General features: G+C 36.2%; 17 protein-coding genes and 1 tRNA gene. 14 read left to right on the top strand and 4 right to left on the bottom strand.

All coding sequences use genetic code 11. The features are described from left to right. The first annotated feature begins 29 nt into the window (after positions 1 to 29). From ACLHDG_RS06635 to ACLHDG_RS06615, 5 genes are all read left to right on the top strand, one after another. Positions 30 to 617 (top strand): hypothetical protein, encoded by a 588-nt coding sequence (locus tag ACLHDG_RS06635; protein ID WP_415408222.1) that lies wholly within the window; start codon positions 30 to 32, stop codon positions 615 to 617. Positions 618 to 777: 160 nt separating this feature from the next. Then, entirely contained in the window at positions 778 to 1,098 is a 321-nt protein-coding gene (locus ACLHDG_RS06630) for a zinc ribbon domain-containing protein (protein ID WP_415408221.1), read from the top strand. A 10-nt stretch (positions 1,099 to 1,108) separates the two neighbouring features. Next, positions 1,109 to 1,618, top strand: a complete 510-nt coding sequence (locus ACLHDG_RS06625; RefSeq protein WP_415408220.1) for a hypothetical protein — start codon at positions 1,109 to 1,111, stop codon at positions 1,616 to 1,618. Between the two features lie 33 nt (positions 1,619 to 1,651). After that, the gene (locus tag ACLHDG_RS06620) at positions 1,652 to 2,626 is read left to right on the top strand and encodes a hypothetical protein (protein WP_415408219.1); all 975 of its coding nucleotides are present in this window, start codon (positions 1,652 to 1,654) and stop codon (positions 2,624 to 2,626) included. Between the two features lie 219 nt (positions 2,627 to 2,845). Next, positions 2,846 to 3,256, top strand: a complete 411-nt coding sequence (locus ACLHDG_RS06615; RefSeq protein ID WP_415408218.1) for a hypothetical protein — start codon at positions 2,846 to 2,848, stop codon at positions 3,254 to 3,256. A 389-nt stretch (positions 3,257 to 3,645) separates the two neighbouring features. On the opposite strand, the gene ACLHDG_RS06610 is transcribed toward ACLHDG_RS06615, so the two are convergent. Continuing rightward, positions 3,646 to 3,736 (bottom strand) — tRNA-Ser (locus tag ACLHDG_RS06610). A 154-nt stretch (positions 3,737 to 3,890) separates the two neighbouring features. On the opposite strand from ACLHDG_RS06610, the gene ACLHDG_RS06605 reads away from it, so the two are divergent. Then, positions 3,891 to 4,028 (top strand): hypothetical protein, encoded by a 138-nt coding sequence (locus tag ACLHDG_RS06605; protein WP_415408217.1) that lies wholly within the window; start codon positions 3,891 to 3,893, stop codon positions 4,026 to 4,028. Here ACLHDG_RS06605 and pyrF read toward each other — a convergent pair. Further along, positions 4,018 to 4,710, bottom strand: coding sequence for an orotidine-5'-phosphate decarboxylase (gene pyrF, locus ACLHDG_RS06600; protein ID WP_415408216.1), 693 nt, complete (start codon positions 4,708 to 4,710; stop codon positions 4,018 to 4,020). The genes ACLHDG_RS06605 and pyrF overlap by 11 nt on opposite strands. 259 nt (positions 4,711 to 4,969) lie before the next feature. Between pyrF and ACLHDG_RS06595 the strand changes: the two genes are divergently transcribed. The 8 genes from ACLHDG_RS06595 to ACLHDG_RS06560 all read left to right on the top strand — a co-directional run bounded on the left by ACLHDG_RS06595 (position 4,970) and on the right by ACLHDG_RS06560 (position 11,680). Continuing rightward, a complete protein-coding gene (locus ACLHDG_RS06595; protein WP_415408215.1) occupies positions 4,970 to 5,497 on the top strand; it encodes a peptidylprolyl isomerase in 528 nt (175 codons plus the stop codon). Positions 5,498 to 5,700: 203 nt separating this feature from the next. After that, positions 5,701 to 7,596, top strand: coding sequence for an NAD(+) synthase (locus ACLHDG_RS06590; protein ID WP_415408214.1), 1,896 nt, complete (start codon positions 5,701 to 5,703; stop codon positions 7,594 to 7,596). Further along, positions 7,593 to 8,615 carry an AI-2E family transporter gene (locus ACLHDG_RS06585; RefSeq protein WP_415408213.1) on the top strand — a complete coding sequence of 341 codons (1,023 nt, stop codon included), beginning with the start codon at positions 7,593 to 7,595 and terminating at the stop codon, positions 8,613 to 8,615. The genes ACLHDG_RS06590 and ACLHDG_RS06585 overlap by 4 nt, the downstream gene beginning before the upstream one ends. A 72-nt stretch (positions 8,616 to 8,687) precedes the next feature. Beyond that, positions 8,688 to 9,164, top strand: coding sequence for a hypothetical protein (locus tag ACLHDG_RS06580; protein WP_415408212.1), 477 nt, complete (start codon positions 8,688 to 8,690; stop codon positions 9,162 to 9,164). Continuing rightward, complete coding sequence (locus ACLHDG_RS06575) at positions 9,164 to 9,769, top strand: hypothetical protein (protein ID WP_415408211.1); 606 nt, start codon at positions 9,164 to 9,166, stop codon at positions 9,767 to 9,769. Before ACLHDG_RS06580 ends, ACLHDG_RS06575 begins: the two co-directional genes overlap by 1 nt. 9 nt (positions 9,770 to 9,778) lie before the next feature. Then, the gene (locus ACLHDG_RS06570) at positions 9,779 to 10,276 is read left to right on the top strand and encodes a hypothetical protein (protein WP_415408210.1); all 498 of its coding nucleotides are present in this window, start codon (positions 9,779 to 9,781) and stop codon (positions 10,274 to 10,276) included. Between the two features lie 41 nt (positions 10,277 to 10,317). Next, positions 10,318 to 11,271, top strand: a complete 954-nt coding sequence (locus ACLHDG_RS06565; protein WP_415408209.1) for a WD40 repeat domain-containing protein — start codon at positions 10,318 to 10,320, stop codon at positions 11,269 to 11,271. A gap of 190 nt (positions 11,272 to 11,461) precedes the next feature. After that, positions 11,462 to 11,680: a cold-shock protein gene (locus ACLHDG_RS06560; RefSeq protein ID WP_415408208.1), complete on the top strand. Its 219-nt coding sequence runs from the start codon at positions 11,462 to 11,464 to the stop codon at positions 11,678 to 11,680. 58 nt (positions 11,681 to 11,738) lie between these two features. On the opposite strand, the gene ACLHDG_RS06555 is transcribed toward ACLHDG_RS06560, so the two are convergent. Next, positions 11,739 to 13,175, bottom strand: coding sequence for a DUF4139 domain-containing protein (locus ACLHDG_RS06555; protein ID WP_415408207.1), 1,437 nt, complete (start codon positions 13,173 to 13,175; stop codon positions 11,739 to 11,741). 308 nt (positions 13,176 to 13,483) lie between these two features. After that, entirely contained in the window at positions 13,484 to 13,849 is a 366-nt protein-coding gene (locus ACLHDG_RS06550; RefSeq protein WP_415408206.1) for a c-type cytochrome, read from the bottom strand. Positions 13,850 to 13,917: the final 68 nt, after the last annotated feature.

Below are 13,917 nucleotides of genomic sequence, written 5' to 3'. Positions count from 1 at the left end.
TAAATAGTTATATTAATTAGGAATACTATATGAAAAACCCAATTCATGAATTTGAAGATGCTCTTGGTCTACCTAAAGATTTTTATGCAAAACTTATCGATGAAGACGACTGGTCATTTATCATAAAAATGAGTGCTCTCTTTGAAGCATCCACAACAAATGCATTATCTAAAACATTAAGCAAAAACTTAGAAGAAAATTTTTCTTTTTTAGAATATGCAAGACCTAGAACTGGAAAAATTGCCTTTTTAAAAAATATGAATATATTTAATCAAGAACAGTCAAAGTTTTTAATTTCCCTAGCTGAAATTAGAAATACAATTGTTCACAAAATTGGAAATGTAAATTTCTCATTTGAAGAATATATTTCATCATTAAATCCTAAGCAAAAGAAAAACTTTATAACAACCTACGGAATTGGTTTAACGGGGTCAAAATTAATGTATCAAGGTAAAACAGTACTATTAAATGATTTTATATTAAAAAATCCAAAAGTTACTGTTTGGCTTTCAGCTCGTGAAATATTTAAAAGTTTATATTTAACGGTTCATGCCAAAAAATTACCTGAAGGTAATTTTCTAAATGATATGAGTTTAACATATCCTATTGTGATTTAAAATATAACAAATACGAGGAGAGCAACGTTAAATGAATTTTTGGTTTATCTATTCAGAGGTTTGTAAAGAGCTGTAGTTCATATACCTTGAGTGGAGGGCTTTTAAATATGACTTTATTATTTTATGTTTAGATATAATTAGGAAAAGGAGGGGAGATAAAATGTCAATAATAAACTGTCCCGAATGCGGGAAAGAGGTAAGCAATAAGGCGTTAGTATGTACACACTGTGGATATGAACTTAAAAAACCGACAAGGGGTTTTTTCGGTCAGATTTTCAAATGGTTGTTTATTTTATTTAATATTTTTATGGCTTTTTCTATATACAAAGGTATGAGTGATGTATCTGAAGTAGTTGCAACAGATACAACTGGTGGTGCCATAGTAGGAGCTGGTATAGGCTTTAGCATGCTACTTGGATTATGGGCCATGGGTGATATTATACTGGGAGCATTTGTTCTGTTTACTAAACCAAAAGCATAAAGGATTATATATGAAAAAGATTGTTTTAATATCATTAATGGTTTCTACCATCCTTCTGTCAGCTGAAATAGTTGGTGGATTTGGACTTGCACTAGGTGATACCTTTGACACTACAAAAGCTACTTCTACATCAAAAACAACAAGTGGAGAGATACTATATGGTGTTGCACCTCCAAAAAAATTAAAGTATTTTAAAAATTATTATGTACTTATAACTCCAAAAACAAAAAAAATAAAACAGATATGGGGTATGTCAAATTATGAAAACACTGCCACATGCAATAAAGATTTAGAAGTGATTGCAATACTTCTCGAAAATAAATATGGCAAACTTGAAAAGAAAATATCTATGGACCAAACAAGAGCAATAACTATCGGAGAGAACCGTGTTAGTATAAAGTGTAGTGGCTTCATGAAGCCTGACATGTACCTGCAATATACATCGTATAAGCTTATTGAACTATCAAAAAGAGAAGCAGCAGAACTTGAAGCTGAAAAAATAGATACTTCCGCCTTATAGTGCTAATATACATATAAAATACAAAGGATAAATATGAAATTAATATTAGCTATCATCATTTACACAAATCTATTGTTTGCAACAACTAATGCAGATATCGATATGAAAATTTCCGTGTGTGCAAATAAAAAAAATGACAAAAAAAGATTAATTTGTTTTGACAAACTTTCTAAACAAGAAGTCGCATTAAAAGAAAATAAGGTTAAATCCACAACAAGTCCAAAAAAAGTACTTAAAAAAAATGAGAGAATTGAAAAGCTAATCAATACAGATTCTAACATCGAAAAAGTTTATAAAAATATATTATTTACACATCTAATGAAGGATAAATTTGAAAGTACTAAAGAGTATAAAGCAAGACTTGATAATCCAAAGTTCAATACTTATGCCATAATGGAACAATCGGGTAAGAAACAATATAATGCAGATAAAAAACTTTATAAAGTTTGCTTTGATGGACCAGAATCTACTGTTGGCTTTGGTAATCAATACTTTAGAGGTGATGAGAGTACTAAATATATAGGTCGTAGTGATGCAATAAAACCTAAAAAATATGACTTAGCAATAAGTTTTGAAGATTCATATAAAGAATCAACCGTAGTTATGAGAAATAATTTTGGTGTAGCTACCAATGTAAAAAAAAGAGAAAGAACATCGTTCGCTATCCATCCTAACAATCTTAAATCTGTAATGAAAATGAAAAACATATTTACAACAGTAGATAAAGATAAATCTTTTAGTACTTTAATATACAGAAATACATGTATAAATATACCCGCAGACAAAGAATCAGCGAAAGAACTTGATAAACATAAGTATATGATAAAAATGGGTGTAACATTTTTAAAAATTCGGACTCATCTATATAGTGATTCACATAAAAGTGAAGCCACTATTTCCAATCCAGAATCTTATTTTGGAGAAACATGGGGATTTGATGGACATATAAATGAGTTTGTTGTATATAACATAGATACTCGAGAAATTTTATTCCAATATACAGACTAATATACTTTAAATATTTGAATCTAAAAAGGATTAAGAATAAAAACAATAATTAGTTTAGTCGGTTTACTCCTCGGTATTGAGCTGTATGCAACACAGACACCTTATAAGTTTATTGACTGTAAAAATATAGACATAAGATTTGATGGCTATATCAAAGAAAGAAGACTTTGTACCATCGTAGTTCCACAGGATATTTCCAAAGATAGTCTAAAAGATATTTTGATTAAAACAGTGCAAGAGAAAAGTGGTGAAAACAAAAATATTGATGAAATAACTGTTAGAGCTTATTTTCAAAAAGATAATATTGGGATATCGCCATTTATTGCACAGGTAGAATGGGCACCAAATGGAAAATGGGGTTCAGCCAAAAGGATAATATGCACCAGAAACAATAGAACAACATATAAATATAATTTTGATATCAAATCACATGTAGGAAAAAAACTTAGCAATAGACCAACTGCACAAGAAAATCATATTAATGCTGTAGCGATGAAAGCTCTTTATGCAAATGAAAATGTACCAGAAGCAACTGTTTTAAATCATGTTGGAAAACAATTTAATATGACAGGGGCAGAAGTTAGAAAAGTTGTAGATAAGGTATGGGAGTTCAACATAAGAAATCACTAAAAAGGGGAATCATTAGTGATTCAATAAAAGATGATTTATGTATGACAATATGTTTTCACTTCAAATATAATTATTCAGGTTATTGTATGAGTAACTTTTATACCTTTATATGAGGCATACTTTACTCTTCTTAAATAATCATACTTCTTTTTATTCTTAAATATGGTGGAAAACTTTAACCTTTTACTGCACAAAATGGTTTTAGTTGTGTAATTTTTGCTTTAGTTCATACATAGGTTTGCAATCAAAAACAGTACCTCTTAAGCCTGGCACCCCTTCTTTAATCTTTTTACGTGTTTTAAGGGCATATAAAACCTAATGTGGAAAAAAGTTGTGGAAAATATTTGTATTAAAAGTGATTAAAGTACGGTGTCTCCGCATCTTGTGAGTGGCGGAGAGTGAGGGATTCGAACCCTCGGTAAGCGTTAGCCTACACGCCCTTAGCAGGGGCGCGGATTAAACCAGCTCTCCCAACTCTCCAGGTGTTTTGTGGGTGAGATTATAATGCATTTGCCTTAAACTAAAGCTTAAAAAAAGTGATTTTAACCACTTTCTCAAAACTATTTCTATTTATATGCTAATCTAGTAAATATTTATAGTATTATTCTAAAAAACAAGCAAGCAAGGAAATATAATGTTTCAAAAACTAGCTCCACTTATCGTATTGGTATTATTTGCAGTAGGCGTTTACTTTATGATACAAGGAATGCAAGGTGCAATGGATATGGCAGACCCTGAAAAGATAAAAGCCAAGGAAGAAATCAAAAAGTAGAGATTACTTTGAGTATCTCTTCTACTTTAGCTTGAGGGTTTGTATCTTTGTAGATAGGTCTTCCCACTACAGGATAATCTACCCCCTCTTTTGCTGCTAACTCTAAAGTCGCTACACGCTGTTGATCTCCGGCATCTTCACCGAAAGGTCTTATACCTGGACAAAGTGTTAAAAATTTCTCACTCGTAGTATTTTTAATAGCCCTGCTTTCAAATGTTGAACATACCACACCATCTAATCCATTTTCATAACTCATCTTAGCGAATTGCTCTGCTTTTTCATCTATACTTTTTTCATATATAGCTTGAAAGTTCTCCTCATCAAAAGAAGTCAATGCTGTTACGGCCAGTACCAAGGGACGATCTTCGTATGCCGCTAGTCTGTCCATCACTGTTTTCATAGCCACCGCTCCTGCTGATGCGTGAATGTTAAACATATCTACACCAAGCTTGGCTATCTCTTCAGCTGCATCTGCCATGGTATTGGGAATATCATAAAGCTTAAGGTCCAGAAATATCTTGAAATCCGAGTTGATCTTTTTGAGTGCATCTATAAAAGGTTTTCCATCACGAATGTAGGCACGAAACCCTACTTTCATCCAAATATCATAGCCTTTAAGTGACTCTGCAAGTGCCAAATTCTCTTTAGCTGACGGCAGATCAAGTGCAACACATAGTTCCATAGTTAAAACCTCTTATCTTTTAGTGGTATAATTATACTTTAAAATTAATAAAGGGCACCTCCAAGCCCCTTGCATGTACATAATGAGTTTTGCAAATGTGAGATTTTGCAAGAGATTTGTGAAGTCCTAGCCATAGCTAAGTCAATCAAATATCTTGTGCACCCCAAGGATATTTCCTACGGGCAAAGATTGCGTTTGCAAAATTCACTTAGGGATATGTAAGGGGTTTGGAGGTGCCCTCAATAAGGACTAAACACACATGTTTGGAAAAGAATCAAAAAGATACGACATCGTTCAAGACGTTATGGACACATACAACTACGCTAAATTTAATACCTCTAAAGGAACTATCTGGGTAAAACTATATCCTGAAGATGCACCTAACACAGTAGCAAACTTTGCACATTTATCAAGTGAAGGCTTCTACAACAACCTTAAATTCCACAGAGTGATCCCAGGGTTTATGGCTCAAGGTGGTTGCCCACACTCAGGTCCTACAGGTAACGCTGCAATGGCTGGAACAGGTGGACCAGACTGGCAAATAGACTGTGAAACAGATACAAGCACACAGCCACACAGAAGAGGAACTCTTTCTATGGCTCACGCTGGACCAAACACAGGGGGAAGCCAGTTCTTCATCACTTTTGTACCAACACCGCATCTTGATGGTGTTCACACTGTATTTGGTGCTATCGAAGAAGATGATACTGAGAGCTTTATGGTTCTTGATAATATTGAGCAGAATGATGACATTAACTCTATTGAAGTTGTGGCTTCAAAAGACTAATATTTTGTTTGCTTAATTTCCTATCATTTTGATTGAGGCGTTGTTTCTCTCTTCATTTTTTTAGAAAAACGAAGCAAAAAGTCGTCGTGGCTCTCGAATCGCTAGATTTTCTGGTACTAAATGCCGATGCCCCTGTCGCTAAAGCGTAAGTGGGGTGCAAGGGCGTTCGCCACGACATTATATATTGATGGATAGGAGTTAAAATGTTTGGATATTATAGAGTTGCAGCAGCGGTTAATAAGACAGTGGTTGCTAATCCTAATAAAAATGCAGAAGAGATCATAAAACTCATAAAAGAAGCCCATTTAAAAGAGGTTAGTGTCGTTGTATTTCCGGAGCTTACGCTTACAGGATACACTGCTAGTGACCTTTTACTTAATCAAACTCTTATCGCTTCACAAGATGAATCACTTCGCTATATATTAAAAAATATAGAAGAAGTTAATACTATTGCTATCGTAGGTATAGCGGTACTTGAGGCTGATAGACTCTATAACTGTGCGGTAGTGCTGCAAAGTGGGAAAATGTTAGGGATCGTACCTAAAAGCTACCTGCCGAACAAAAAAGAGTTCTATGAAAAACGTCAGTTTGTAAGTGGTAGAGATATCGTACGAACATCGACTGAACTCTTGGGTGAAGAAGTACCTTTTGGGGTAGACTTACTCTTTAGAGATAAGAAAGATATGACTTTTGGGGTAGAGATATGTGAAGATCTTTGGGCTGTCACTCCTCCAAGTAACCACATGGTAAGCAATGGTGCAAACCTGCTCTTCAATCTCTCAGCCAGTAATGAGCTCATAGGCAAATCAGAGTATCGTGAAGAGCTGGTGCGCACACAGAGTGGACGTTGTATGGCTGCATATGTCTACTCTTCAGCCGGAGTGGGTGAATCTACAACAGATACGGTCTTTGGTGGTCATGCTATCATCTCTGAGTACGGCTCTACACTTGCTCAAAATGAACGTTTTAGTCTTGAAAGTAACCTTATAACAGCTGATGTGGACTTGGAACGTCTCAGATGGCTTCGTCTCAACGAATCAAGCTACGGTGATGGACGACGTAAAAAAACACGTATCATCAAAGTAGGAAATCTGCCAAGTATCAGCAAACTTGAACGTGACATCAACCCTATGCCATTTGTTCCTTCACGATATACAGAGAAAAAACACAGATGTGACGAGATAGTCCATATCCAAGCCCACGGTCTCATCAAACGTATGAGCCATGCACACATCCAAAAAGCAGTCATAGGCATCTCTGGAGGTCTTGACTCTACCCTTGCTCTACTCTCTATACATAGAGCCTTTGAGATGATGGGTTGGGATGTTACAAATATCATCGCTGTGACCATGCCAGGTTTTGGTACTACAAGCCGTACAAAATCTAATGCAGTGAAACTTTGCGAAGCGTTAGGTGTCACACTCAAAACTGTAGATATTACTGATATTTCTCTCAAAGAGTTTGAGGCTATAGAGCATGACAAAGATGAGCACAGCGTTACTTACGAGAATGTTCAGGCAAGAGCAAGGACTTCGATATTAATGAATATGTCAAACAAGGAATGTGGTCTTGTCATCGGTACAGGCGACCTTAGTGAGATAGCCCTTGGTTGGAATACATACAACGGTGACCATATGAGCATGTATGCCCTCAACTCAGGCATCCCTAAAACGTTGATCAAATACGTCATTGAATATTATAAATCTAATGACTCTATTGCAGACATTTTAGACGACATTTTAGATACACCTATCTCTCCGGAACTACTACCACACAAAGATGATGAGATAATCCAAGAGACAGAGAGTATCGTCGGTCCATACGAGCTACACGACTTCTTCCTCTATCACTTCATTAAGTACGGAGCAAAGCCAAATAAGATACGCTTCCTTGCAGGTATAGCGTTTGATACTAAATACGATGAAGAAACCATTACCAAGTGGTTAAGACTCTTTTTAAGACGTTTTTTCACTCAACAGTTTAAGCGTTCCTGTATGCCTGATGGACCGAAAGTAGGTACGATTTCTTTAAGTCCGAGAGCAGATTGGAAGATGGCTAGTGATGCGGATGTTGAGGTTTGGTTGGAGGAGTTGGAATGAACCTAAGTAAAGATAAAGCAGGATATTCACTGCTGGTTATGGCGGCTGTAGTTATCATACTTGCAGGGATCAAACTTTCATCAGCTATAGTTGTACCTTTTTTATTGTCCCTTTTTCTAGCTACTATTTTGTCTCCACTTTTTTTATGGTTGAAAAAACTTGGTCTGGGGGACATACTTCCTCTTATTATCATTGTCCTTCTTCTGGTACTCATGATCACATCATTGGCCATACTTGTAGGTAACTCCGTACAGGACTTTACCCACAATGTCCCTTTCTATGAAACTAAACTAAAATCAGACTTGGGTGCATTACTGGAAACTGTTAACAGCTGGGGGGTACACATACCAAAAGAGGATATTTTAAATCTTTTTCAGACAGACAGTATCATGCGTTATATTGCTACTACTCTGAAGAGTCTTGGCTCCATTCTTACAAATTCATTTATGATCATTCTTACTATTATATTTATGCTTCTGGAGATATCCCAATTTGCATTTAAACTCAATCAGACAAATTCAAATAGTCTGAAACAATTTACAGAAATAAGTGACAATATAAAGCACTATATCTTACTGAAAGCCCTTACCTCGGCTGCTACAGGCATTATTATCACTATTATATTAAAAATTACCGGCATACACTATGCCATACTTTGGGGTCTATTTGCTTTTATACTAAACTTTATACCAAACATTGGCTCCATTATTGCCGCAGTGCCGGCAGTATTGATGGCAATTATCCAATATGATTTTACAACAGCAACAATGTTGGTCATTGCCTATCTTGTAGTAAACACACTTATAGGCTCTATTATTGAACCTAGAATACTGGGTAAAGGTCTTGGACTGTCAACATTGATCGTATTTTTATCTCTCATATTCTGGGGTTGGCTCCTGGGACCTATAGGAATGATATTATCAGTACCATTAACTATCATGATAAAGATAGCATTGGATACGAAGGAAGACACAAAATGGATAGCAACCCTGCTTGGCTCTGTCAATGATACCAAGTAAAGGGCTCCTCTCCATCAAAATTTCTATACAAAATAATGTTATAATAAATAAATATGCATTAAGGAGCAGCTTATGGAAAAAGAATTTAAAGAAATAATTGAAGAGTCTAAGAAGTCACTCGAGAAAGCAGAAAAGAAAATAGAAGATCTTAGTGAAGATTTTAGTGAAGAAGCAGGAGAGTTTTGGGTTGATCTGAAAAAGCGTTTTGCCGGGGTGAATGATAAACTCAAAGATGCGTATGATGACTTTGATGAGAAGGCAGAACTCAAAGGACATCTAGGTATGATGGAAGCACGCGATAAACTGGAACAGGTCAAGGAGAGTGCAGAAGAGTTTACGCAAAAAGTATCTAGCAAGGCACAAGTAGAACTGGATGTAGCAGCTCTCAAAGCGCACCTTGCCAAAATGGAGAGTGAAGATCTGTGGGAAGAGAAACAAAAAGAGCTCTCTCATATGTATGATGATTCTAAAGTAGAAGTAGAGAAGCTGGCTAAAAAAGCCGGAAAAGAGATCAACGAGATCTTTCTTAAATTGACAGAAATGGTATGATGAAAAAGATCATAAGGCTGGTATTTGCAACTATAGTCATATTTATGGTCAATAGTTGTGGTATGTCAAACCTTAGCTATGATAACAAACAACTCACCGTTCAGGTAGAAAAAGAGCATCTACAGTTAGATGGTACCCTACTCAATGAACGCAGAGATAATTTCAGCAGTCTATTCCTCAGCCAAAAGATTTTACGTTTAAATGAAGGCAACCTTGTTGTGTATGAAGATGCAAGAACAGATTTAGCTTATGAGTTTGACCTACCGATCACTCGAAGTATTCAAATCATATTTGAGGCTAAAAGCGTGATAATGGTTTACGCAAAAAGCCATCTCTATGCATATCAACTTATATTGAAAGATGGAAAGATCCTTAATGTTATTGCGCAACAGGGTGATACGCAGCAGCTTAAATTTGTCTATGGGTTGAGTACGGCACAGCTTAATAAAATGTTAAAACAGCTAGATACTGATGCAGTAGGTGCCCACTATAAACAAGTGATCAGACTGCAAGATGAACGTCGAGCCATCATAAGTAAATGGGATATACAAAAAGTTCATTTTGTACCACTGGTAGTCCCATTGGCTCGAATGAGCGGAAGATAGTAGTTCCTTATGCAAAAGATCATACCTTATCTTGCCATACTCATTGTTATCATATATGCTGTCTATAATGCAAAGTTTCGCAACCCAAAAAAAGTGGATGAGCATACACATACACACTATGAAGAGCATATCAAAACACATAAGACGACACACTATGAAGATGAACTCTCTCACATCAATACAAATGAATATACAAAACAGTACATCATAAGAGTCATTAATCATGGCTCTGACATACTGGATTTTAAAGGTGGTGAGATGGAGGGTGGTTTTGCGGCACATGATGATGCGGAGAAGATCGCCTGTTATGTGATGGAATTTTCCGGTAAAAAATGTACTACACCCTACCCTAAAAATGCTGCCATGTTTTACACCAGTATCTGTGGAGGATGCCATGGAGATGATGGTAAAGGTTTGGGTGGAACCTACCCTGACCTTACAAAAGCTAAAATGTTAGGCATAGAAAAAAGAGAAAGCTTTCTGAAGTCCATGGGTATGCACAAATAATCATGCTATAATCTCACCAAATTAAAAAATTGGGTATCTCTATGTATAAAATCTTCCTCACTCTTATACTATTGTTCTCAACTATGCATGCCAAAGATCTCTCCCCTATCGCCAAAATAGAAGCTTCCGGACTTGTCAGTGATTTTGTAGAAGATAATGGCTTGCTTTATGTTGCTACAGATGCAGGTTGTGTGGATATCATAGACCTTAGTACGCAAAAGATAGTCAGCAAGATCAAGATAGCTCCTCTAGCAACAGCTATGGGAGATTTTGTCCCTGCTCGTATACACAGTGTTGATAGATTTAAAGGAAAAACACTTTTTGTAAGTTCCGGTGAAAGTGCTTACAGGAATGTATGGGTACATGATGGTGTGCGACTGCGAAAAATCGTAGATGAAAAACAGCAGATCATGCCCAAGCGGGCATTTTTTACCAATGACGGACAAGTGGTATTTGGTACCTTTGGTTCTAATGTAATACTCTATGATAACAAAGAGAGTTACAAGCTTTATGATAGTCATATCTCTGAGAGTACGATGGGTGGGATGATCCTAAGTCATGATAGAAAAAAAATGGTGGTATCTGATGAAAGTGGTGCAGTAAGAGTTCTGGATGTAAAAAGTTCCCAAGTGGAAAAAGTCTTCTCATCTGAACATGTAGACAATATTTACCGCGTTGCATACAGCAATGGATTGATTATCACAGCCGGACAAGATAGACGCGTAGGCGTTTACTCTCTTGATGGCAAAGTATCCTATCATATAAAAAGTAACTTTTTGGTTTACAGTGTAGGGTTAAGTCCTAGCGGCAAGACAGGCATTTACTCCAGTGGTACAAAAAATCATTTGCAACTTTTTAACACTAAAGATGGAACCAAAACAGACCGTCTTATAGGACATTATGCCTCACTCAACAAAATCATGTTCATTAATGAACACGCTCTCGTAAGTGCAGGTGATGAAAATACCATATTTTTTTGGATGATTGATAATTAACATCATTTTTTCATCATTTCATATAAAATAAGCTTATACCTAAGAAAACAAGCTACAATATATGCGATGAAAGATGAGGTTCGAGTTCATCTATCGTGTGTTAAGTGTTATTGCTAGACCCCGAAAGACTCTCTCTGATTTGGATTCCACTTAATTTATTAAGTGAATATTATTACCAAAGGTACAAAAAATGGCAGAATTAGTAAACGGAACTGTTAAATGGTTCAACGATGAAAAAGGTTATGGATTTATCCAACAAAACGATGGTGGAGCAGATGTATTCGTACATTTTCGTCAAGTAAACAACGATAGCGGTGGGCGTGTAACACTTGCTGAAGGTCAAGCAGTAACATATGAAGTTGGTGAAGGTCAAAAAGGCCCACAAGCTGAGAACGTAACTCCACTCTAGTAGTGAGTTATTGCAGGCATCTCGCCTGCAAATAAAATTTCCCTATATTTTCTACTTTCTAATAACTCACTTTTAAATCTTTATCATAAGATATTTCAAACAATACTTCTATATTTTTATTTTCATATGCAGCTAGTGTAATATTCATCTCTATTTCACCATCTTTGAGAAGTTTATAATTCACTTTTTTATCTGATCTGACTTCTAAAAGTTTTACTTTTATCTCTTCTGTTGTAGAAGTTGGTATACGTTCTGTTATGGTCAATGTTTTGGGTGTATCAGATTTATTGGTTACTTTAACAGTGAATCCATCTTTTTTACGTGCAGTACCACCAAATATACCCGTTGTTTTCTCTCTTTTTACGATAGGTTTTCGTTCCACCTTTATATCTAACTCTGCTTGTGTATAAAGTCTATATTTCCCCTCTCTATACTCCCCTACTGCTTTATCATTGATAGTAGTTTGTGCTGATCTTACTTTCCATTGATTATTATCTATTTGAAGTTTTGGTGTAAAACTACATGTATGAAATGCTGTTGTATTTTTGTAAGGGAACACGCGTATGTCACACTGCAGAGGTACCTTCCATTGTGTAACCTGTACATCTAAAGGCATACCGGTAGAAGGAAGAGAAAGATCTTTGATCTGGTACTCTCTTGCATTCAGATATTGGGCTACGGGTGCAGGAGCCTCTGTTGCTATCATTGACATAGTTCCAACCATCTGTTCTTCATCCATAGCAGCAGCTCGTTTTGCTTTTGCATAACTTCTTTTTGGTCGTGGTATATATTTACTTACGATCCAGGGAGAAAAATGGATAGGTCGGATGTAACGATGTGCCGGTCGATAGAAGAACATTGCATCATCAGCTTGCATATCTATACCACTTTTGTTTGTAATGGAAAGGTATTGCGTCACAGTTACACTCTTCTTATCGGCAATATCAGCTTCATAAAAACTGGAAAAGGAGAGCTGGCCATAAGGAAGCGTAAGTTCCAGCTCTTCTGGACATGATTGTCTACTGCTAAGTGCATTTGGTGTAGGTGCTTGTCGCTCAAAATCTTTTGACAGTAATGCTAACTCTTCTGTAAGTATAGTCGTTTCTACAGAAAGTCTTGCCTGTTCTGTCCCAATTATTTTTGCTGATTCTATCCAGGAAGCAGCATCAAATGATGTAGGTTGAGGAAGTGATACAAGGGTGTTTAATACTTTTATGTTTGCCTGAGTAGCTTTAAGTTTCTGTACCGTTCCTTTTATCTCAGTCAACTCCTGGCAAAGTCGATCATCACTTGGACAGGCAGAGCTAGCCTTAAGGAGGATAACATTGCCTTTACATTTAGCTTCTAACCCTTTTGCAAAGCCTATAAAGGATGTCTCAGGTTGAAATGTATAAGTTGCACTGTCTTGATAGATAGCCAAAGAGGAGGCTTGACTTAATCCAGAACTTAAAAGTAGGCCCAACGTGAGTGATTTAGTAAAAGTAAATGCTTGCATGAATTATCCTTAAAAGTGATATGGATAATTATAGCCTATGAACACTCTGAATCACCCTAGGCACCCATAATGGGTTTTGAAAATGTAAGATTTTGCAAGAGATTTTTAAAACATAGCTATAGCTACGTTGAAGGAAATATCTTGTGAAAGATTGCGTTTGCAAAGTCCACCCTTCGGGCATCACTAGCTTTCGCCTATGCGTCGTTACACTTTTTTACCTTAGCTACAGCTAGGGTTTCAAAAGAGTGCCTAGCCTAGACAAAAGCTAGTGATGTTATGAGTACCTAGGGTGATTCAGAGGGTTCAATTTATTTACTACTGTTATTTTCTTTTGAAGTTTCCAGGTAGTTTTCATTTTTCTTTTGCAGATAATCATAAATAGCCTTTACCTCTTCATCGGTCAGGTAGTATCTGGGCATGATCTCATGATAGTTGCTTACACTTTTGATCATAGCTTGGAGACTATCTTTACGTATATCAGAGCCTTTTATAGCCTGTTTACCATGAATATCGCGAAACTCTACTATAGTTGTACCGGCACCATCTTTTCCGTGACATTGAGAACAACTGACTCCTCTGGGATTATTGTAAAGCATTTCACCATATTCATAATGTGAGATAAAATCTTCATTTGCTCCCAGTAAAAGTGGTAGTAAAACTAATAATCTCTTCATGATAGCATATACGTTAATTCTCCTAAACTATTTTTGATATAATACCTTAAAAATATAAAGGGGCATCT

Source organism: Sulfurovum iocasae, from assembly GCF_047716765.1.
Lineage (GTDB): Bacteria > Campylobacterota > Campylobacteria > Campylobacterales > Sulfurovaceae > Sulfurovum.
This window is presented reverse-complemented; position numbering and strand designations above follow the sequence as displayed.